Origin of the sequence: Streptomyces sp. NPDC096193, from assembly GCF_040302905.1 — a bacterium.
Lineage (GTDB): Bacteria > Actinomycetota > Actinomycetes > Streptomycetales > Streptomycetaceae > Streptomyces.
In genome coordinates this window covers 39,571-60,716 of record NZ_JBEOSJ010000010.1, presented here as the reverse complement: position 1 = coordinate 60,716, position 21,146 = coordinate 39,571, and the positions used below count along the sequence as shown (strand labels likewise).

General features: G+C 71.6%; 19 protein-coding genes and 1 pseudogene. 10 read left to right on the top strand and 10 right to left on the bottom strand.

What is annotated here, in order from left to right:
- Positions 1–171: 171 nt before the first annotated feature.
- From ABTX78_RS16790 to ABTX78_RS16765, 6 genes and pseudogenes are all read left to right on the top strand, one after another.
- On the top strand, positions 172–1,425 hold the full coding sequence (locus tag ABTX78_RS16790) for an exo-beta-N-acetylmuramidase NamZ family protein (RefSeq protein WP_352207537.1): 1,254 nt from the start codon (positions 172–174) through the stop codon (positions 1,423–1,425).
- A gap of 137 nt (positions 1,426–1,562) precedes the next feature.
- Positions 1,563–2,903 (top strand): erythromycin esterase family protein, encoded by a 1,341-nt coding sequence (locus tag ABTX78_RS16785; RefSeq protein WP_352207536.1) that lies wholly within the window; start codon positions 1,563–1,565, stop codon positions 2,901–2,903.
- Between the two features lie 137 nt (positions 2,904–3,040).
- The gene (locus ABTX78_RS16780; protein ID WP_352207692.1) at positions 3,041–4,384 is read left to right on the top strand and encodes a serine-threonine protein kinase; all 1,344 of its coding nucleotides are present in this window, start codon (positions 3,041–3,043) and stop codon (positions 4,382–4,384) included.
- A 266-nt stretch (positions 4,385–4,650) separates the two neighbouring features.
- Entirely contained in the window at positions 4,651–5,262 is a 612-nt protein-coding gene (locus ABTX78_RS16775) for a hypothetical protein (RefSeq protein WP_352207535.1), read from the top strand.
- Between the two features lie 75 nt (positions 5,263–5,337).
- Positions 5,338–6,084: a 3-keto-5-aminohexanoate cleavage protein gene (locus tag ABTX78_RS16770; protein WP_352207691.1), complete on the top strand. Its 747-nt coding sequence runs from the start codon at positions 5,338–5,340 to the stop codon at positions 6,082–6,084.
- Positions 6,085–6,164: 80 nt separating this feature from the next.
- A pseudogene (locus tag ABTX78_RS16765) lies at positions 6,165–6,404 on the top strand (RNA ligase family protein); the annotation flags it as partial.
- A gap of 176 nt (positions 6,405–6,580) precedes the next feature.
- Here ABTX78_RS16765 and soxR read toward each other — a convergent pair.
- Positions 6,581–7,057 carry a redox-sensitive transcriptional activator SoxR gene (gene soxR / locus ABTX78_RS16760; protein ID WP_352207534.1) on the bottom strand — a complete coding sequence of 159 codons (477 nt, stop codon included), beginning with the start codon at positions 7,055–7,057 and terminating at the stop codon, positions 6,581–6,583.
- Between the two features lie 106 nt (positions 7,058–7,163).
- On the opposite strand from soxR, the gene ABTX78_RS16755 reads away from it, so the two are divergent.
- Positions 7,164–7,625, top strand: coding sequence for a MaoC family dehydratase (locus tag ABTX78_RS16755; RefSeq protein WP_313947262.1), 462 nt, complete (start codon positions 7,164–7,166; stop codon positions 7,623–7,625).
- Positions 7,626–7,743: 118 nt separating this feature from the next.
- Here the strand turns inward: ABTX78_RS16755 and ABTX78_RS16750 are convergent, their stop codons facing one another.
- The 3 genes from ABTX78_RS16750 to ABTX78_RS16740 all read right to left on the bottom strand — a co-directional run bounded on the left by ABTX78_RS16750 (position 7,744) and on the right by ABTX78_RS16740 (position 10,002).
- On the bottom strand, positions 7,744–8,367 hold the full coding sequence (locus tag ABTX78_RS16750) for a TetR/AcrR family transcriptional regulator (RefSeq protein WP_352207533.1): 624 nt from the start codon (positions 8,365–8,367) through the stop codon (positions 7,744–7,746).
- 110 nt (positions 8,368–8,477) lie between these two features.
- A complete protein-coding gene (locus ABTX78_RS16745) occupies positions 8,478–8,765 on the bottom strand; it encodes a YiaA/YiaB family inner membrane protein (protein WP_352207532.1) in 288 nt (95 codons plus the stop codon).
- Between the two features lie 85 nt (positions 8,766–8,850).
- Positions 8,851–10,002: an acyl-CoA dehydrogenase family protein gene (locus tag ABTX78_RS16740; RefSeq protein ID WP_352207531.1), complete on the bottom strand. Its 1,152-nt coding sequence runs from the start codon at positions 10,000–10,002 to the stop codon at positions 8,851–8,853.
- A 64-nt stretch (positions 10,003–10,066) separates the two neighbouring features.
- On the opposite strand from ABTX78_RS16740, the gene ABTX78_RS16735 reads away from it, so the two are divergent.
- From ABTX78_RS16735 to ABTX78_RS16725, 3 genes are all read left to right on the top strand, one after another.
- The gene (locus ABTX78_RS16735) at positions 10,067–10,711 is read left to right on the top strand and encodes a TetR/AcrR family transcriptional regulator (RefSeq protein ID WP_313947258.1); all 645 of its coding nucleotides are present in this window, start codon (positions 10,067–10,069) and stop codon (positions 10,709–10,711) included.
- A 244-nt stretch (positions 10,712–10,955) separates the two neighbouring features.
- Entirely contained in the window at positions 10,956–11,654 is a 699-nt protein-coding gene (locus ABTX78_RS16730; protein WP_352207530.1) for an ArsR/SmtB family transcription factor, read from the top strand.
- 32 nt (positions 11,655–11,686) lie between these two features.
- Positions 11,687–12,688 carry a DMT family transporter gene (locus ABTX78_RS16725; protein ID WP_352207529.1) on the top strand — a complete coding sequence of 334 codons (1,002 nt, stop codon included), beginning with the start codon at positions 11,687–11,689 and terminating at the stop codon, positions 12,686–12,688.
- On the opposite strand, the gene ABTX78_RS16720 is transcribed toward ABTX78_RS16725, so the two are convergent.
- From ABTX78_RS16720 to ABTX78_RS16695, 6 genes are all read right to left on the bottom strand, one after another.
- The gene (locus ABTX78_RS16720; protein ID WP_352207528.1) at positions 12,651–13,985 is read right to left on the bottom strand and encodes an MFS transporter; all 1,335 of its coding nucleotides are present in this window, start codon (positions 13,983–13,985) and stop codon (positions 12,651–12,653) included. The genes ABTX78_RS16725 and ABTX78_RS16720 overlap by 38 nt on opposite strands.
- A gap of 191 nt (positions 13,986–14,176) precedes the next feature.
- Positions 14,177–15,265 (bottom strand): Zn-dependent alcohol dehydrogenase, encoded by a 1,089-nt coding sequence (locus tag ABTX78_RS16715; RefSeq protein WP_352207690.1) that lies wholly within the window; start codon positions 15,263–15,265, stop codon positions 14,177–14,179.
- Positions 15,266–15,281: 16 nt separating this feature from the next.
- The gene (locus tag ABTX78_RS16710; RefSeq protein ID WP_352207527.1) at positions 15,282–16,676 is read right to left on the bottom strand and encodes an aldehyde dehydrogenase family protein; all 1,395 of its coding nucleotides are present in this window, start codon (positions 16,674–16,676) and stop codon (positions 15,282–15,284) included.
- A gap of 200 nt (positions 16,677–16,876) precedes the next feature.
- Entirely contained in the window at positions 16,877–18,217 is a 1,341-nt protein-coding gene (locus ABTX78_RS16705; RefSeq protein ID WP_352207526.1) for an ABC transporter ATP-binding protein, read from the bottom strand.
- 53 nt (positions 18,218–18,270) lie between these two features.
- The gene (locus ABTX78_RS16700) at positions 18,271–19,551 is read right to left on the bottom strand and encodes an MFS transporter (RefSeq protein ID WP_352207689.1); all 1,281 of its coding nucleotides are present in this window, start codon (positions 19,549–19,551) and stop codon (positions 18,271–18,273) included.
- Positions 19,548–21,041: a CitMHS family transporter gene (locus ABTX78_RS16695; protein WP_352207525.1), complete on the bottom strand. Its 1,494-nt coding sequence runs from the start codon at positions 21,039–21,041 to the stop codon at positions 19,548–19,550. Before ABTX78_RS16695 ends, ABTX78_RS16700 begins: the two co-directional genes overlap by 4 nt.
- Positions 21,042–21,146 lie beyond the last annotated feature (105 nt).

Below are 21,146 nucleotides of genomic sequence, written 5' to 3'. Positions count from 1 at the left end.
GCCTCTCCACGCTACCGGTCCGTCACGGCAGACTAACCGGTCGGTATGTCCCACGAAAGAGGCAGGGCGGGGGGAAGGAAGCGCGAAGCGCGGTGCACGGGTCGTTCCACCCGCCCCCGGCGCGCGCTAGCGTGCGTGGCCATGACAGACACCGATCACGGAGGTGGCCCGATGAGCCTGTCCAGACGGGGACTGCTGGCCGCGACGGGGGCGGCCGGCGCGCTGGCCGCGACCGGACCGGCGGCGAGCGCGGCTCCCGCCGCCTCCCGCTCGACGCGGCGCCGCGTCCGCACCGGCTTCGACCGGCTCGCCGCCGACGGTTACGCGATGCTCTCCGGGCAGCGGGTCGGCGTGGTCACCAATCCGACCGGCATCACCCCGGACGTACGGCACATCGTCGATGTGATGCACACGGACGACCGGGTGGACCTGACCTCCGTCTTCGGCCCCGAGCACGGCTTCCGCGGCACGGCCCAGGCGGGCGGCTCCGAGGGGCGCTACGACGACCCGGCGACCGGCCTGCCCGTCTACGACACCTACCTCAAGAGCGGGCAGCCGCTGGCCGACATCTTCACCACCTCGGGTGTGGAGACGATCGTCTTCGACATCCAGGACGCGGGAGCGCGCTTCTACACCTACATCTGGACGCTGTTCGACTGCATGCAGTCGGCCGCGCTCGCCGGCAAGCGCTTCGTCGTCCTGGACCGGCCCAACCCGGTGACGGGACGGGCCGCGCTCGGTCCCGTACTGGACAAGGCGTTCGCGACCTTCGTCGGCCGCGAGCCGATCTCACAGGCGCACGGCATGACGGTGGCCGAACTCGCACTGCTGTTCAACGGCGAGTTCCTGCAGACGCCCGTGGATCTGCGGATCGTCCGGATGTCGGGCTGGGACCGCTCCGACTTCTTCGACGAGACGGGGCTGCCGTGGGTGCCGCCGAGCCCCAACATGCCCACTCCCGAGACCGCGCTGGTCTACCCGGGTACCTGCCTCTTCGAGGGCACGAACCTGTCGGAGGGGCGCGGTACGACCCGTCCGTTCGAGCTGCTGGGCGCCGAGGGGATCGGCCGCGGGTGGGCCGAGGCGGCGAACGCCCTGGACCTGCCCGGTGTGCGGTTCCGTGAGGCGTACTTCTCGCCGACGTTCTCCAAGTTCCAGGGAAAGACGATCGGCGGGGTCCAACTGCACGTCCACGACCGGGAGTCGTTCGACCCGGTGCGCACCGGCATCGGTCTGCTGGTGACAGCGAAGCGGAGCTGGAGCGGCTTCGCCTGGCGTCCCGACAACTGGATCGACAAGCTCACGGGCTCGACCAAGGTCCGTACGCTGATCGACGCGGGGGCGGGGACGGACGAGGTGGTGGGCGCCTGGCGTGGGGAGCTGGCGGCGTTCCGGGCGGTCCGCAAGAGGTATCTGCGGTACTGAGCACGGCAGTCGGGAACCGGGACGCGGAGGCGCACGCGCGGTGGAGGGCCGGTCCGGCGGTACGGGGGCCGGCCCCACCATCGAGACGGGTGCCCGCAGGTTGGTCCGGGCCCGCGATGCGCCGACAGGCTTGATCCATGGACACCACCACCCACCACCGGTTACAGCAGCTGCTGCTCGTGCTCGCTCTCGGCTCGCTCCTCCTCGCCGGATCCGCACGCGCACAGCCCGCCCCCTCCCCCAGCGCCTCCTCCCCCGCCGCCCACGAATCCGTACAGGCTCTGGCCCGGGCGGCCCACCCGCTGTCCGATCTGCGGCCGCTGGAGCGCATGATCGGCACCGCGACGATCGTGGGCGTCGGCGAGGCCACCCACAACTCACGTGAGTTCTTCACGGCCAAGCACCGCGTCTTCCGGGACCTCGTGGAACGCAGAGGCTTCACGACCTTCGCCCTGGAGGCCCCCTGGAGCACCGGGCTGCGCCTCAACGCGTATGTGCTGCACGGCGAGGGCGATCCGCGGCACATCATGCGGAAGGAGTTCCAGAACTCCTACGCCCTGTGGAACACCCGCGAGTACCTGGACCTGATCCGGTGGATGCGCCAGTACAACGTGCGGCATCCGCAGCGGCCCGTGCAGTTCATGGGCAACGACACCGCCTACGCGGGGCCGGAACTCTTCGACACCGTCACGGGCTGGGTCGCGAAGCGGTACCCGGCGCTGCTGCCGGAGATCAGCCGCCTCTACCGGGCGTCGCGGCCCACGGCCTCGGTGGACGAGACGATGACGGCGTATCTGCACCGGCCCATCGCCGAGCGGAGGGCGATGGCGGCGGACGTGGGGCGGGCGCTGGCCCTCCTGGAGCGGCAGAAGCCGGGGCCGAACCGCGAGCGGCACGCCTGGATGCTTCAGCACGCCCGGGCGATCGCGCAGACCGGGGCCCAGTACACGTTCGACTTCTTCGACGAGAAGGAGATCGCGGACGCCATGCTCTACCGCGACCGGACCATGGCCGAGAACACCGTGTGGTGGCAGCGACGGACCGGGCACCGAATGGTGCTCTCCGCGCACAACGGCCATGTCGGCTACGAGACGAGCAACCCGGCGCAGTACCCCAAGCTTCAGGGCGCGTTCCTGCGGGACATGGTGGGGACGGACTACATCAGCGCCGGATTCACCTTCGGGCAGGGCTCGTTCAACGCGCTCGACGTGACGGATCCGGCCGAGCCGATGCGGACGTTCACGGTGGGGCCGCCCGCTCCGGGCAGCAACGAGGCCGTCCTGGAACGGGTGTCGGGGAAGGACTACTACCTCGATCTGCGGAGCGCACCGGCCGCGGCGCGGACCTGGCTGAGCGTCGCCCGCCCGACCCGGAACATCGGCAACGCCTGGCCGGCGGAGCCGGAGCAGGTGCGGCTCCTCAGCTCGTACGATGTGCTGATCCATCTCCACCGGGTGACCGCGGCCGGCCTGCTCTGAGCGGCACGGCCGCGGAAGACTCCGCGATCGACGTTTTCAGGTGCGGTCGGCCGCGTCCCGGGTATGGCCGTCCCTCCCCGTGCGCAGGATGCTTCTGGCAGAAGCGGATTTAACGGGGAGGGGCAGTCATGCCGGACATGAGCGTGGGGCCGTATCAGGACATCACCTTCGACCAGGACGGCGATGTCGACGCCGCGCAGCGCGACCGGCTGAGGGCCATGGACGTCACCGATCTGGTGGTGTTCGCGCACGGCTGGAACAACACACCGTCCGTGGCGCGCAGGCTCTGTTCGTCCTTCCTCGCGCCCTTTCCGGGGCTGGCGGCCCCTTCGGCGCGGCTGGGGTACGCGGGAGTCGTGTGGCCCTCGATGAGGTTCACCGACGAGCCGGTGCCCGATTTCGGCCCGTCGGCCGTCGCGGGCCCGGCCGAGAGCGTCCCAGGACCGGTGGAGGCCGTCCCCGGGTGGGCCGGCCGCGATGCGGTGGCGCTCGACGCGGCGACCCGGCAGGCCCTGGCCGGTCTCTTCCCCGGCCACGAGACGACGGTGGCACGCCTGGCACAACTCCTCGACCGACAGCCCGAGTCGGAGGCCGCGTTCGCCGAGTTCGGCAGGCTGGCCCGGCAGTTGGCCGAGGTGCCCGCGGGCGGACTGGAGGCCGGCTTCACGGAGGACCTGCCGAAGGACGAACGGGGCCCGGCCGCCGTGCTGTACGAGGACGCGCTGTCGCTGTGCCGGCAGTTCACCCTGGCCCTGGAGGAGACGGAGCTGGTCGCGGACAAGGAGGCGGCCGCCGCCACCTTCGCCCTCGGGGGCGGGCTGACGAAGGTGTGGAAGGGGGCGAAGGAGTTGCTGCGCCAGACGACGTACTACGCCATGAAACGGCGCGCGGGGACCGTGGGCGAGCTGGGGCTCGGACCCCTGCTGGGACAGCTCGCGCGCACCTCCCCCGAGGTGCGCGTCCACCTCGTCGGCCACAGCCAGGGCGCCCGGCTCGTCGCGTTCGCGCTGCGCGGCCTGCCCGACGGCGCCGACAATGTGAAGTCGGTGACACTCCTCCAAGGAGCCTTCTCCCACTACGCGTTCGCCCCGAGCCTGCCGCACGCGCCGCAGAACGCGGGTGCGCTGCGCACCATGGAGCAGCGCGTCGACGGTCCGGTGGTGGCCTGTTACTCCCGGCACGACAGCGCTCTGGGGGTGATGTATCCGCTGGCCTCGCGTCTCGCCGGGGACGACGCGACCGCGGCCGGTCTGGACAGGCGCTGGTGGGCGCTCGGGCACGACGGGATACAGGGCGTGCGGTCCTCGGCCCGGCTCACCCTGGACGAGGCTCTGACGCGTGGCGTACCCGCATCCGGCTGCGTGAGTGTGGACACGGCGGCCGTCGTGCGCCGCGGCGGACCGCCGTCGGGCGCGCACAGCGACATCTGCCATCGGGAGCTGGCACGGGTGGTCCTGGCGGCGGGCCGTCTCGAACACTGAGACGACGGACGTCGTGTTCTCGAACACGGAAGGGGAGAAAACAAGCCGGGATTCCGAACGCCCCGACCCGCGCCGATCGCCCGGATCCCGGCTTCGACGGCGGCAACGAAGGGGGCGGGCGGAGGCCGGGGCCGCTCGGGGACCCTGGCCGGAACCGTCGGGAAAGCAGCGCTGATGGACGCCATTCGATTTTCGATGGAGCCGGATCGGGCACTCGTACGTCCATTCCTCAACGCCGATGTACCAGCGACGGAGGTGGCAGTGCGATGGCCGGTTTCCGGAGTCTTGCGAGACAGGTGCGCGACACGCGGTGTGATCTGGCGCTACGGCGCTACTCACTGCGGAAGTGCCTTGAGCGATTTGCCCCTTATGGGCACCGGGCGACCTGGGATCACCTGTGCGCACGGCACAGTATCGAGCCCGAGGACCGGGCGCCCGATCCGGCGCGGCTGGTGGCCGCGCTCGACGAACTGGAACAGGCGCGGGCGGTCTGGCTCGCGTACGAGGAAGGTTTCGCGGACCGCAGGAAGCGTGAGAAGCACGACGGACTGCGGCGGCCGGCCGCCATCGACGACTGGCACCGGCGGACCTGGGGCGGGAACGGGGTGGCGCGCTGCGACAGTCCGGGAGCCCATCCCTCGGCACCCCTGGACGAGGTGCTCCGCCGGCTGATCTCGGCGCTGGAGGACGGCCCCCGTGCCGCCTGCCCGGTCTGCGAGGAGACCCATATCGTCTGGCGGCAGGATCTGGCGAACGAGCCGTGGTTCGGGCCGGTGTGTGCGGGCTGCGGCATCGTGGTGCCGCAGCCCGTTCTGACGTCCGAGGCCGTCGCGGCGGCCAAGCGGGCGGGACGGCGGGAACTGGCATCCGTGGCCTGAGCGGCGTGGGGGCGGGCTCCGGCGTCGTACCGCCCCCACGTGTCGCTGTCAGTGGTGCCCGGCACCATGGACCGCATGATCCAGGTCTGTCTGAACGGGAGCCGGTCGGCAACCGACGGCGCCGTCGTGCCGCTGACCCCGGCCGCCCTGGCCGAGTCCGCGGCCCTGGCCGTCACCGCAGGCGCGGCCGATGTGCATGTGCATCCGAAGACGCCGTGCGGCGAGGACACCCTGTCGCCCCGGGTGGTGGCCGAGGTGCTCACCGCGATCCGGTCCGTGGTCGGCGTGCCGGTCGGGGTGACGACGGGCGCCTGGGCGGAACCGGACCCGGCGCGCCGGGTGCGGCGGATCCGGGACTGGACGGTGCTGCCCGACCATGCGTCGGTGAACTGGCACGAGGAGGGCGCCGAGGAGGTCGCGGCCGTCCTTCTGGAGCGCGGCGTTGGCGTGGAGGCGGGCATTTGGTCCGGTACGCGCGGAGCGTCGCGCTTCCGCTCGTGCGCTCTGGCCCCGCGGGTGCTGCGCGTGCTCGCGGAGGTGACGGACACGGACGCGTCGACGGCCGGCGCGACGGCCGGCGCCCTTTTGAACGAACTGGACGGCGCCCACGGCCTGCCGGTGCTGCTGCACGGCGAGGACGGCGGCGCCTGGCCGGTGCTGCGGCTGGCGGGCCGGCTGGGCCTGGACACCCGGGTGGGCCTGGAGGACGTCCTTCTGCTCCCCGACGGCAGCCCGGCCGCGTCCAACGCCCAACTGGTGGCCTGCGCCCGGGCTTTCGGCCCCGGAAGCCGCCCCGGGGGACAACCCTCGGGGCCGCGGTGAACCGGCGACCGTAGCAGACACAAAATCGCTGGCCCCACCGCAATTGCTCCCCGGAGAGTGGAGGCGATGAAACACGACCGATGCTCGACGGTGAACTGCCCCTGGTGCCACGGCTGCACGAGGGCCCGTACGACGTCGAGACGGTCCTGCGGCCGGCGAGCGGCCCGGAAACGGTCTCCGGCCGCGAGCTCCACCTGCGGGAGGGCGTGGTCATCCGTCCGACGACCGAGCGCTACAGCCCCGTGGTGGGCGGCCGGGCGATCGCCAAGGCGGTGAGCCCGGCGTATCCGACCCGCAAGGGCGGCACGGAGTACGAGTAGCGGAAGCCGGCCGCTCTTGGGGGCGGAGTGGGGGCGGGCCCGACACGGGGGTGCGGGCCCGCCCTCGTCCGTGTCCGGTGTCCGGTGTCCGGTCGGCAGCGGGCAGGTCACGAGCTCGGGCATGACAGAACTGCGGGCAGGTCACCGAGCGCGGACAGGTCGGGAACGCGACCGGGTCAGCCGTCGCCCTTGGCACGGCCGCGCTCGGGGAGCAGCCGGGAACCCGTCAGCCGCTCGCCGAAGACGTCGTCCGGGTTGGACAGGACGCAGTTCTCCAGCGAGAGACAGCCGCAGCCGATGCAGTCGGTGAGATGGTCGCGCAGCCGCCCCAACTGCTGGATGCGTTCGTCCAGTTCGCTGCGCCAGGCCCGGGAGAGCCGCGCCCAGTCCTCGCGGTCGGGCGTGCGCTCCTCGGGCAGTTCGGCCAAGGCGTCCCTGATCGTGGCGAGCGGGATGCCGACGCGCTGCGCCGCCCGCACGAAGGCGACTCTGCGCAGTGCGTCCCTGGTGTAGCGGCGCTGGTTGCCGGTGGTCCTGCGGCTGCTGATGAGGCCCTTGGACTCGTAGAAGTGCAGGGCGGACACGGCAGCGCCGCTGCGCGCGGACAGCTGGCCGACCGTGAGCTCATGAACCTTCTCGGGAATCTGTGGCACTCCCCGAAGGCTACTCGTCGATCGTTGACAGGACCGCGCCCGCCCGACCATGCTGAGCAAGCGCTTAGACAATCGTTTCCGTGCGTGAGAGGCAGGGACCAGGGACATGGCCGAGCCGAGGATCTTCACCTCCCCCGACGAGCTGCGCGCCGGCGTCGGCGAGCAGCTGGGGCACAGCGACTGGCTGGAGGTCGACCAGAAGCGGATCGATCTCTTCGCCGACGCGACCGGTGACCACCAGTGGATCCATGTGGACCCCGAGCGCGCGGCGGGCGGCCCATTCGGCACGACGATCGCGCACGGCTACCTCACCCTGTCGCTGCTGCCGGCTCTCGTGCCGCAGGTGCTGCGCGTCGAGGGCATGAAGATGGGCATCAACTACGGGACGAACAAGGTCCGCTTCCCCGCTCCCGTGCCGGTGGGCTCGCGTCTGCGCGCGACGGCGGTGCTGCAGAGCGTCGAGGAGGCGGGCGGCGGTGTGCAGGTGACCGCCCTGGTCACGGTCGAGCGCGAGGGCGGCGACAAGCCGGTGTGCGTCGCCGAGTCGGTGTCCCGCTACTTCTTCTGAGTCGCATCGTCCGCGCTTCGCCGAGTCGCATCGTCCGCCCGTCGCGCGGATCGAGGCCCCGTGGCACCCCGGCGCCGCGGGGCTGCGGGGCCGTCGGGCGCCGCGGGCCTGCCGGAGGCTACTTGCGCGCGGAGACCATGCGCAGGACGAGGTCGGCGTAGAGCGAGCCGACCTCCTCGGGCGTCCTGGTTCCACTGGTGTTGAACCACCGCGCGACGTCGATGCACAGGGAGAGGACCGCCAGCGTGGTGCCCGGCACGTCCGGGACGTCGAACTCGCCCGCCTCCACCCCGTCGCGCAGGATCTCGCGCACGACCGCGTCGCTGCGGCGGCGCAGCTCCACGATCTCGGTGCGGTGCTCCGCGGAGAGGGCGTCGAGCTCGTACTGCACCACCCGGGCGGTGTTGTGGCGGCCGGCGTGCCAGCGCACGAAGGAGCTCACGGCCTCGGCGAGACGCTCACCGGGGGTCGTGCCGCGTGCGGACGCCGCAGACAGCACCTCCAGCGCCCGGTCGTGGCCGATTCGGCTGATCCGGTGAAGGAGCTCTTCCTTGGTCTTGTAGTGGATGTAGAGCGCGGCGGGGCTCATGCCCGCGCGGCCGGCGATGTCGCGGGTCGTCGTCGCGTGATAGCCACGCTCGGCGAAGGCGTCGACGGCGGCGACCAGCAACTTCCTCGCCGCTTCGGGCGCGACCTCGCCCCACGGCATGTCCTCGCCGGTCGTGTCCTCCGCCGTACTCATCGCTCGCCCCTTCCGCTCAGCAGCGGGAACACCATACCCCGAAGGTGAGCAAGCGCTTAGAGTCTGCCGTGCGGATCTTGCCGGCTCCAGTGCTTCACCGCTTCAGCGCTTCACAGTTTCTGGAACGGGTCGTGCTCGGCGAGCAGCTTCTCCAGCCGGGCCTGGTCCACCCGGCTGACGATGTGCCCGGCCTCCTGACGGTCCCTGACGACCTTGGCCAGAGTGAAGGCGGAGGTCGTGAGGTAGAGGACGGCGACGGCCAGGAACGCGCGCACCCAGCGGTCGGCGTCCATGGTGTAGATGCCGAGCGCGACGGCGCCGAGCGCGACGGCGAAGGAGGCGACGGCCTGCCCGTAGTACGCGGCGGTGTTCTGCTGCTTGACCTGTGTCTCACTCATGGACCTCAGCTTCGCGGCCGTCGAGCGGGCCCACATGGGCGCTGCTACTCAGCGGCGTACTCATCCCACCGCCGACCGTGGCGGGTCAGAACGCGGAGACTCCGGTCAGCGCACGGCCGATGATCAGCTTCTGGATCTGGCTGGTGCCCTCGTAGAGCGTCATCACACGGGCGTCGCGGACCAGCTTTCCGACGGGGTACTCGTCGATGTAGCCGTAACCGCCGTACACCTGCAAGGCGTTGTTGGCCGCGCGGACGGCCGCCTCGGAGGCGAAGAGCTTGGCCTGGGACGCGGCGGTGGCAAAGTCCCGGCCGCGGTCGACGAGGTCGGCGACGCGCCAGGTCAGCATCCGGGCCGCCGCCACGTCGACGGCGATGTCACTGATCAGCTCCTGGACCAGCTGGTACGAGGCGATGGGCTTGCCGAACTGCTCCCGCTCGCCCGCGTAGCCGACGGCCGCGTCCAGTGCTGCCTGGCCGATGCCGACACAGCCGGCCGCGACCGACATCCGGCCCTTGGCGAGGGCGGACATGGCGACCGAGAAGCCCTTGCCCTCGGGGCCGAGCAGCGCGTCCGCCGGCACCCGCACGGCGTCGAGGACGAGCTCGGCGGTGGCCTGTCCGCGCAGCCCCAGCTTGCCGTGGACGGTGTGCCGGGTCAGGCCGGGACTGTCCGTCGGCACGAGGAAGGCGGAGACACCGCGGTGCCCGGGAGCATCGTCGGTCCGCGCGAAGAGAAGCACCACATCGGCCCAGGTGCCGTTGGTGATGAACATCTTGGAGCCGCTGATGACCCAGTCGTCGCCGTCGCGAACGGCGCGTGTGGTGAGGTTTCCGGCGTCGGAGCCGGTGCCGGGTTCGGTGAGGCCGAAGCAGCCGAGCGCGTCGCCGCTGGTGAGCCGGGGCAGCCAGCGGCGCTTCTGCTCCTCGTCGCCCCAGGCCGCGATGGTCTTGGCCACCAGCCCCAGGGAGACGGAGACGATGCCGCGCACCGAGGAGTCTCCGCGCCCGAGCTCCTCGGTGACCAGGCAGTACGCGAAGTGGTCACCTCCGGAACCGCCGTACTGCTCGTCGATCGTCAGACCGAGGAAGCCCAGCGAGCCGAGCTTCTTCACGATCGACCGGTCGACGCTCTCGGCCCGGTCCCACTCGGCCGCGTAGGGCGTGACATCGCGGGCCACGAAGTCCACGGCCAGCTGCCGTACCGCCGCCTGCTCCTCGCTCAGCTCCAGGTCCATGCGCCACACTCCGCTTTTAACTATCACTGCTAGTTTCTTGTCGGCAGGCCCTACTATGTGCCGCATGGCCCGACCGCGCAAGCCCCTCCTCAGCAGAGAACGCATCGTCGAGACGGCGAGCGCGCTCGTGGACGCCGAGGGCCTGGAGGCGGTCTCCACCCGGCGCCTGGCCGCCGAACTCGGTGTCAGCGGCCCGTCCCTCTACAACCACTTCCGCAACAAGGACGAGATCCTCGACGCCGTCGCCGACGCGGTCAGCGCCCAGGTCGATCTGTCGATGTTCGACGAGGGCGACGGACGCGACTGGAGCACGGCGCTGCACGACTGGGCCGTCTCCTACCGCGCGGCCCTCACCGAGCACCCGAACATCGTCCCGGTGCTCGCCCGGGGCCCGGGACGGCGTCCGGCCGGCCTGCGGGTGGCCGACGCCGTGTTCGGCGCGATGGTCCGCTCGGGCTGGCCACCGGCCCAGGCGACCTACATCGGGGCGCTGATGCGGTACTTCATCACCGGTTCCGCCCTCGGCTCGTTCGCACGCGGCTTCGTGGACGACGAGACGGCGTACGACCCGGCCGACTACCCGCATCTGGGTCAGGCCCACCTGCTGGCCGACCGGCAGCAGAAGGTGGACGAAGGCGCGTTCGAGACGGGGCTGCGGGCGCTCGTCGACGGCCTGGCGGTCCAGTACGCGGCCATGGTGCGCGCCTGACCGAACGCCGTTGCGCGGGCGCGAGCCGTCCGGGCGGCACCGGCCGGTCCGCGGAGGTGCACGAGCGGGTCCGCAGAGGACACGCGAGCCGGTCCGCGGAGGACACACGAGCCGTGGAGTGACACCGGCCGGTCCCCCGGGGGACGCACGAGCCGGCACCCGGCACCCCTGCTGCCGACACCTCGGCCCCGGCCTCCTGAACCCTTCGGCCGTCACCGAACCGTCGTCGGCGCATCCTGGGGACATGACCTCCTCTCGCGATCTCGCCGCCCTCGCCGCGCTGTTCGCCGACGAGACCCGTGCCTCCTTCCTCCTCGCCCTGCTCGACGGGCGCGCCTGGAGCGCGGGCGAGCTCGCCCGCCATGCCCGCGTGGCGCCGTCGACCACCAGCGAGCATCTGGGCAGGCTCGTCGCCGGCGGGCTGCTGGCCGAGGAGCGTCAGGGGCGGCACCGGTATGTGCGGCTCGCCGACGACAGGGTGGCCCACCTGGTCGAGGAGCTCGCCGGGCACACCGCTCCCGGCAGCCGGCCGGCGCCGCGGACCCTCCGTGCCGCCGGCGCCGCGAGCGCGATGGCCCGCGGGCGCACCTGCTACGACCATCTCGCCGGGCGGCTCGGCATCACGGTCACCGAGGCCATGACCGCACGCGGCCTGCTGCGCCAGGACGCCGGCTTCGCGCTCACCCCTCAAGGGGTCGGCTGGTTCAGCACGTTGGGCCTCGAACTGGAACCACATGGCAGACGGCCGCTCGTACGGTCGTGCCTGGACTGGACCGAGCGCAAACCGCATCTCGCGGGTGCCGCCGGGGCCGCCCTGTGCCGGCACGCGCTGGACTCCGGCTGGTGCGTACGGATCGGGTCGCAACGCGCGGTGAAGGTGACCCCGGACGGCGAGCGTGCGTTCGCCGAGCTGCTCGGCATCGAACCGGAGATATTGCGGTGAACGCCGAAGCGTCGGCGTCATACGGTCGGACCATGAGCCCCGTGGACCCCTCCCCGCCCTCCTCTCACCGCGCGCAGTGGCCCGCCCTCGTCGCGGCGGGTGTCACCGTCGTGCTGTGGGCCTCCGCGTTCGTGTCGATCCGCAGCGCCGGTGAGGCGTACTCCCCCGGTGCGCTGGCGCTCGGACGGCTCCTCGCCGGTTCGCTCGCACTCGGCCTGGTTCTGCTCGTACGGCGGGAGGGACTGCCGCCGCGGGCCGCCTGGCCGGGGATCGCGGTCTCCGGGCTGCTCTGGTTCGGCGTCTACATGGTGGTGCTCAACTGGGGTGAGCAGGAGGTCGACGCGGGCACGGCGGCGATGGTGGTGAACATCGGACCGGTGCTCATCGCGCTCCTCGGCGCCAGGCTGCTGGGCGAGGCACTGCCGCCGCGGCTGCTCGCGGGGATGGCGGTCTCCTTCGCCGGAGCGGTGACGGTGGGGCTGTCGATGTCCGGCCGGGGCAGCGCCTCCACGCTGGGCGTGCTGTTGTGTCTGCTGGCCGCGGTCGGGTACGCGGGCGGTGTCGTCGCCCAGAAGCCGGCGCTGGCGCATGCGAGCGCGCTTCAGGTGACGGCCTTCGGCTGTCTGGTCGGGGCGGTGGCGTGTCTGCCGTTCATCGGGCAGCTGGTCGACCAGGCGGCCCGCGCGCCGGCCTCGGCGACGCTGAACATGGTCTACCTGGGCGTCTTCCCGACGGCTCTGGCGTTCACGACCTGGGCGTACGCGCTGGCCCGGACGACCGCGGGACGCATGGGCGCGACGACCTACGCCGTACCGGCCCTGGTGGTCCTGATGTCGTGGCTGGCGCTGGACGAGATCCCCGGGTGGCTGACGATGGCGGGCGGCGCGCTGTGCCTGGCGGGCGTGGCGGTCTCACGCTCCCGGGCCCGCGCGGTGACGGCCGCCCCCTCCGGGGAAGTGGTGGGCGGCCGCCCGGACGCGATCCGATCGACGGGCCCTACTCGCGAGCGGCCGCCCTCGAAGCCAGGATCCTGATGGAGACAAGGGCGATCACGGCGAGTCCGATGATGTAGGCGGACACCGCCATGGACGTACCGGTCGCCTCCAGCAGCAGCACCATCATGAACGGCGCGAGCCCGCCGCCGAACACCGCCGCGATCTGGTAGCCGAGCGAGGCGCCGGTGTAGCGCATCTCGGCGGTGAACAGCTCGGCGAACAGGGCCGCCTGCGGCCCGTACATGATGCTGAGGAAGCAGCTGGTGACGAAGGTGCCGACGGCGAGCCAGAGCAGCGACTCCGTGTCGATCAGGAGGAACATCGGGACCGCCCAGACCAGCAGGCCGACCGCTCCGGCGGCGTAGATCCGCAGTCGGCCGATGCGGTCGGACAGGGCGGCCGCCGCGGGGATCAGCACCAGTTGGGTGAGGCTCACACAGAGGGAGACCGCCAGCACGGCGCTGCGCTTCATGTCGAGTTCGCGGGTCGCGTAGTCGAGGACACCGGTGATGATGATGTAGAAGGTCGCGGTGTTCACCGCGAACGAGCCACCGGCCAGGAACACCGTGCCGAGGTGCTCGCGCAGGATCGTGCGCAGCGGTGAACGGGTCTCGCTCTTCTCCTTCTCGGCGAGCGCCCTCTCCGCCTCGCGGAACTCGGGCGTCTCCTCGACCTGTGTGTGGATGTACCAGGCGAGGCCGAGGACGAGGAAGCCGACGAAGAAGGGGACGCGCCATCCCCAGGCCGCGAAGGTGGAGTCGGTGGTGACGGCGCCGGCGACGAGGAACACGGTGTTGGCGCTCACCACGCCGATGGGGACACCGAGTTGGACGAGGCTGCCGTAGAGGCCACGCTTGCCCTCGGGGGCGTACTCGGTGGCCATCAGCATCGCGCCGCCCCACTGGGCGCCGACGGCGATGCCCTGGACGATCCGCAGCAGCACGAGGAGTACGGGGGCGGCGATGCCGATCGTCTCGTACGTCGGCAGCAGACCGATGCCCGCGGTGGCGGTGCCCATCAGTGTCAGGGCCAGGACGAGCATCGGCTTGCGACCGCGCCTGTCGCCGAGCTGGCCCGCGATGATGCCGCCGACCGGCCGGGCGAGGAACCCGACCGCGAAGGTGGCGAACGCGGCGAGCACGCCCGCCGATGAACTGCCGGAGGGGAAGTACAGATCGCCGAGCACGAGGGCGGCGGCGATACCGAAGACGAAGTAGTCGTACCACTCGACGGCCGAGGCGAGGGCGGCCGCGGTCGCGACGCGGCGGCGGTTGGGGGCCGCCGGGCTGTCCGCCGGTGCGGTTCCGGCCCGTGGGGAAGGGGGTGCGGTGTCCATGTGTGCTCACTCCGTGGTGCGGGGGACGGGGAGTGCGGGGAACGTACCGACCGGTGGGTATGACGTCAACGGGGTGCGCAGCAGTTGTTTTTCGGCCATGCGGGGAGCCGGGGCAGCCCGGAGCGCCCGGCGGGCACAGGCCCGCCGAGCTGGGCTTTTCCCGCCCCGTCAGCGAGACAGGACGGGCATCCTCACTCCTGGCCGAACAGAATCAGCGCCCTGCCTCCGCGCCCCGTCCGCATGTTGTCGAACGCCGACGCGATGTCCGCGAGACCGATCCGGTCCGTCACCAGACCGGCCAGGTCGAGGCGGCCCGCCCGCGCGTGCCCGGCCAGGACCGGCAGGTCCCGCGCGGGGTCGCTGTTGCCGTAGACACAGCCCGACAGGGTCCGGCCCCAGTGGAAGATCTCCAGGGCGTTGAAGGTCACCTGCTGGTCCTTCCCGCCGATGCCGACGACGGTGGTGCGGCCGCCGCGCCGGGTGGACTCCCAGGCCGTACGGATGGTCACGGCCCGGCCGACGCACTCGATCGCGACGTCCGCTCCCTGACCGCCCGTGAGTCTGCGGATCTCCTTCGCGGTGGTGTCGGACGCGAGGACGAACTCCGTCGCCCCGGCGTCCCGGGCCAGTTGCTCCTTCTCGGGCGAGACGTCGACGGCCACGATGGTGGAGGCCCCGGCGATCCGCGCCGACTGGAGCGTGGCGAGGCCCACCCCGCCCGCGCCGAAGACGGCCACCGACTCCCCCTCGCGCACCCGGGCGGAGTGATGCACGGCGCCCCAGCCCGTGAGGACCGCGCAGCCCAGCAGGGCAGCCTCCGTGAGCGGGATGCCCTCCGGGGCGGGGATGACACAGCGGGCGGCCACCACCGTCTCCTCGGCGAAGGCGGCGACGTTGAGGCCGGGGTGCAGTTCCCGGCCGTCGGCCGTGCGGGCGTGGATGTCCGCCGCTCCGGCGAGCGCGCCGGCGCACAGCCACACCTCGCCGATGCCGCAGTGGTGGCAGGTACCGCAGGAAGGCGCCCAGTTGAGGACGACGCCGTCCCCCGGGGCGACATGGGTGACGCCCTCACCGACCGAGACGACCCTCCCGGCTCCTTCGTGGCCGAGGACGGCCGGCACCGGCACGCGCATCGTGCCGTCGGACAGGGACAGATCGGAGTGGCAGACCCCGGCGGCGGTGAGGCGGACCCTGACCCGGCCGGGGCCGGGCTCGGGAAGTTCGATGTCGGTGATCTCCAGCGGAGAGCCGACGGCGGGCAGTACGGCGGCGCGGACCACGGTGGACATCTCCGTCTCAGAACTGGAGGGACTTGGTCTGGAGGTACTCCGACAGACCGTGCGGACCGAGCTCGCGCCCGACGCCCGACTGCTTGTACCCGCCGAAGGGCGCGAGGGGGTTGAAGCGTCCGCCGTTGATGTCGACCTGTCCGGTGTCCATCCGGCGGGCGAAGGCGACGGCCGTGGCGTCGTCCGCGGCCCACACCGCTCCCCCGAGGCCGTAGACGGTGCCGTTGGCGATCCGCAGGGCGTCGTCCTCGTCCTCGTACCTGAGCAGCGCGACGACCGGGCCGAAGATCTCCTCCTGCGCGATGGTCATCTCCGGGGCGACGTCGGCGAAGACGGTGGGGCTGACGTAGTAGCCCTTCTCCTTCGGGGCGTCGGGGCCGCCCGCGACCAGCCGGGCGCCCTCGGCGACGCCCTTCTCGATGTAACCGCGCACCCGCTGCTGCTGCTTGGCGCTGACGAGGGGGCCGACGCGCTCCCCGGGGACGTACTTGGCGACCGCGGTGGCCGCGAGGGCGACGGCCTCGTCGTACTGATCCGTGTGGACCAGCATCCGGGTCCAGGCGCTGCAGGTCTGGCCGGAGTTGGACATGACGTTGGCGATGCCGACGTTGACGGCCTTCGCGAGGTCGGCTCCCGGCAGGATCACATTGGCGGACTTGCCGCCGAGTTCCAGGGCGACCCGCTTGACGGCGGCCCCGGCGGTCGCGCCGATCTGCCGGCCGACCGCGGTGGAGCCGGTGAAGGAGACGAGGTCGACGCCCTCGTGGGCGGCGAGGGCCTGTCCGGCCACCGGGCCGAGGCCGGTCACCAGGTTGAAGACCCCGGCGGGCAGCCCGGCCTCGTGCACGGCGTCGGCGAAGAGCTGGGCCGTCAGCGGGGTGTCCTCGGCGGGCTTGAGGACGACGGTGCAGCCCGCGGCGAGGGCCGGGGCGACCTTGGCGACGATCTGGTGCAGCGGATAGTTCCAGGGCGTGATCGCACCGACCACACCGACGGGCTCCAGCAGAACGGTGGAGGTGCCGATCTTCTCCTCGAAGGCGTACGAGGCGGCCAGTTCGGCGTACGAGCCGGCGACCATCACCGGCAGGCTCGCGTGGACGGCCTGCGAGAGAGCGAGCGGTGAGCCCAGCTCGGCGGTCACGGTCTCGGCGATCTCCTCCTGGCGGGCCACCAGGGCGTCGCGCAGGGCGCCGATCCCGGCCGCGCGCTCGGCGGGCGGTGTCGCGGCCCAGCCGGGGAACGCGTCGCGGGCGGCCCGTACAGCGGCGTCGACGTCCTCGGGTCCGCCGGCCGGGACATGGGCGATGACCTGTTCGTCCGCCGGGTTCACCACCGGGATGGTGTCCTGTCCGGCGGCGGGCCGCCACTGGCCGCCGATGTACATCCCGTCGTGGGCCTTCATCGCACTCCTCCAGAACCTGCCGGCATTCGTGCGACCCAAACTAGCGGTGTTAGTTTTTTGGCGCCAGGGGCGACCGTGCCGATCGGGCCACGACCACCTCACTCACGCAGTCGCGGTGCGCCGGGGCAGAGGCGGCTGTCGGGGCAGGCGCTGTCTGGCAGGTCAGGCGCGGTCTGTCGGATCGGGCGCCGTGTCCCGCGTCAGGCCTCCAGGCCGAGCAGGTCCGGCGGCGCGGGGCAGATCCGCTGACCCTGGTGGTCGAAGACGTACAGATGCGCGAGGTCCACCAGGAGCGGCACCTGGGCGCCGGTCCGCAGCCGTACATCCGGCCCCGTCCGTACGACGAGGTCGCTCGGCGCGGTGGCCGGACGCTCCGTCGCGAACGGCACGGGCTCCGGGTCGTCGAGCGCGACGACGGGACCGGCGACCTGCGTGACCGCACGCTCCCTGATCCGGGTGAGCACGCCCGGACCGCCGCGCCGGCTCCTGCGCCGGCGCACCGGCGGCCGCGGCCGGGGCGACTCCAGGTCGGCGACCACCGCGGGCCGCGATCCCGTGGTGAAGTGCACCAGCGCCTCGTGCCCCTGGTACTCCGTGTGCTCGACGATGCCGGTCAGGGCGACCTCGCCGGGGCGGGCCTGGCTGGGCGGCGCGATACGGGTGGACTCCGAGCGCAGTCCGACGATGATGTCGCGGCCTTGCTGTACGCGGAGCAACTGGTGGTCCACGCTGAGCGGTTCGGGCAGCGGCAGCCGCTGCTTGCCGAGGTCGATCGACATCCGGCCGTCGAGCGGGGCGTAGACGACGGCCTGGAGGAGGTTGATACGGGGCGTGCCGATGAACGCCGCGACGAAGACGTTGGCGGGCATGGCGTAGGTCTCGCGCGGGGTGCTCACCTGCTGGAGCACCCCGCCGCGCATCACGGCGACCCGGTCGCCCAGCGACATCGCCTCGGCCTGGTCGTGTGTGACATAGACCGTGGTGACCCCCAACTCCCGGGTGAGCTGGGATATTTCGGCCCGCAGATGGTTGCGCAGTTTCGCGTCGAGGTTGGACAGCGGCTCGTCCATCAGGAAGACGGACGGTCTGCGCGAGATGGCCCGGCCCATGGCGACCCGCTGGCGTTCACCACCGGAGAGCTGACTCGGATAGCGGTCCAGGACGTCCTCGATGCCGAGCATCCGGGCGGTGGCCTCGACCCGGGGCGCGCGGTCCAGACGCGGGTTCTCCAGCCGCAGCGGGAAGCCGATGTTCTCGCGGTTGGTCATGCTCGGATAGAGGGCGAAGTTCTGGAAGACCATCGCCATCGCCCGGTCGCGGGGCGGCACATGGTTGGACAGCTCGCCGTCCAGCAGCAGTTCGCCCTCGGTGATCTCCTCCAGACCCGCGATCATGCGGAGCACGGTCGACTTGCCGCACCCCGACGGACCGAGCAGGACCACGAACTCGCCGGGCTCGATGTCCAGGCTGAAACGGTCGACGGTGCGTGCGCCCCGTCCGTAACGCTTGCTGACACTGTGCAGGGAAATGGCGCGCGTCATGGAGTTCCGCCCAGGGATGAGGAGGAGCGGTGGCGACGCCTGAAACTAGCCGACTACTCCCGGTCGCGGAATGATTCGGGCGAATGTTGGGTGCGGGGTTTTTGTACGGTGCCGGGGAGGCCGCAGCTACCTCCCCCGGTGGTCCGAACGCCCGCACCACCGGCGGGAGTCGGGGCCCGCATCCCCAAACCGGCCGCGACCAGCAGCAGAAGGCCCAGCATCGCGAACGGCGCGGCGGGCCCGGCGACACCGGCGATCACACCGGCGGAGGCGGGGGCCGCGACCTGGCCGAGACGGTTTCCGGTCAGCCGCAGGGCGAGCGCCGTTGACCGCGCACCGGCCGGGGCAGCCTGTACGACCGTTGTCATGGACAGCGGCTGTCCCACCCCCAGGCAGAAGCCGAGGGCGGCGAGCATCACCGCGAGTGCCCAGACGGGGACGGGCAGCGCGATACCGCCGCAGAGCAGCGCGCCGAGCAGACAGGTCACGGCCATCAGGGCCGTGCGGCCGAGCAGCCGGATCATCGGGGTCATCACCAGCCGGCAGGCGATGGTGGCGGCCGCGCGCAGGCTCAGCAGCAGGCCGACGGTCGCGGGTGCGATACCGCGATGCTCGCCGATCACCGGGAGATAGGCGGTGAGGATGTCGGTGGCGGAGAGCACGGCGAGACTGATGAAGATCCCGGCGGGCACGCCCCGGGCGCCGAGTATCCGGCGGACGGGGACCTTCCGGGGGCGTTCGCGGGCCGGGGTGCCACTGGTGCGGTGCTCGATGCGCCACAGCGAGGTGAGGGACACCGCGCCGACGGCAGCCGAGACGACCAGGGCGAGCGCGCTCGTACGGCCCATGGCGCCGTCCTCGCCGGAGACGAGGAACCCGGCGGCGACGGGCCCCACCAGTTGTCCGAACGAGGCGCCGATGGTGAAGTGCCCGAAGTTGCGGTCCTGTTCGTCCGGTGCGGACTGACGGGCGACGATCGACTGCGCGCCGATGACGAAGCAGAGATGACCGAGGCCCATCACCCCACTCCAGGCCGCCATCGCCGTGAGCGAGCCCGCCGTACCGCTGAGGGCACACCCGCCGGAGATCAGGACGACACCGACGGGCAGCAGGGGTGCACACCGCCCGTGGTCCGTCCTGCGCCCCAGCGGTACGGCGGCGAACAGGGGAAGGAGCGCGTACACGCCGGCGATCACACCGACCGCGCGCTCGTCCGCACCGAGCGACAGCGCCCGGTAGGAGACGGCGGGCCGCGCCATCGACACCGCCGCCTGCGCGAAGCCGAAGGCGATGACGAGACGCAGCAGCCAACTCCGGGATCCGGTCACGGTCAGATGATCCCGAACAGGATTCCGGCGCCGAGCACCACCAGGCAGGTGAGTGCTGCCCACTTGACCGTGAACCTGGTGTGGTCGCCGAACTCGACCTTGGCCATGCCGACGAGGACGTAGACGGCGGGGACGAGCGGGCTGGACATGTGCAGCGGCTGGCCGACGAGGGAGGCGCGGGCGATCTCCAGCGAGGAGACGCCGTGGGCGGAGCCCGCCTCGGCGAGGACCGGCAGGACGCCGAAGTAGAAACCGTCGTTCGACATGAAGTACGTGAGCGGCAGGCTCAGTACCCCGGTGACGAGGCCCATGTGCGGACCCATGCCCTCGGGAATGGCGCCGACGAGCCAGTCGGCCATGTGCTCGACCATGCCGGTGCCGGTGAGGACACCGGTGAAGACGGCGGCGGCGAAGACCATGCCGGAGACGTTGAGGACGTTGTCGGCGTGGGCGGCTATCCGGGCCCTCTGGTCCGTCATCCTGGGGAAGTTGACGGTCAGCGCGAGCGCGGCGCCGATGAGGAACAGCACCGGGATGGGCAGCAGCTCCATGATCATCGCGGCGAGAAGGGCCACGGTGAGACCGGCGTTGAACCAGTAGAGCCTGGGGCGCAGGGTCTCCCGGTGGGGGTCGAGACCCTGGAAGGCCTCGTCGTCCCCGTCCGTGTCGTCCCTGTCCGTGTCGTCCCTGTCCGTGTCGTCCCTGTCGTCCACCGCGGCGTGGGCGGCCTTGCCCGGGGCCTTGTCCCCGTCGCCGGAACCGGCGCCGAGGCCTGCGGCCGTACCGCCGCCCGCGCCGCCGGGAGTACGGGTCGTGTCCGCGCCACCCGCGCCGACCAGGACCGTCTCGGTCTCCGTCACCAGCACCTCGTCCAGGGAGAGGTAGCCGAGTCGTGTGCGCTCACGGCGGCCGAGGACGAAGGCGAGGACGAAGACGAACAGCAGTCCGACGGCGAGCGCCGGGATCATCGGGACGAAGATGTCGGCGGCGTCGAGCTTCAGGGCGGACGCCGCACGGGCGGTGGGGCCGCCCCAGGGAAGGGTGTTCATCACGCCGTTCGCCGTGGCGGCGACACCAGTCAGCACGACCAGGCTCATCTTGAGACGCTTGTAGAGCGGATACATCGCCGAGACCGTGATCATGAAGGTGGTGGAGCCGTCGCCGTCCAGCGAGACGATCGCCGCCAGCACGGCCGTGCCGACCACGATCCGCATGGGGTCCGCCTTGCAGAACCGCAGGATGGCGCGGACGATCGGGTCGAAGAGCCCGACGTCGATCATCACGCCGAAGTAGACGATCGCGAACATCAGCATCGCCGCGGTGGGCGCGAGCTGGCCGACGCCCTCGAGGACGTAGTCCCCGAGGTGCGCACCCTTCCCGACGATCACGCAGAAGAGCGCGGGGATGAGGACCAGAGCCGCGATCGGCGACATCTTCTTCATCATGATCAGGACCAGGAAGGTCGCGATCATGGCGAAGCCGAGGATTGTCAGCATGGGGGACACCTAACGTTCATCCTTGAACTCCCACCGGTGCGGCGGTCCGGACGACGTTAGGTGGCGTCAAATGCTGTTAACAAGATGTTGACGCGTGAGCAATAC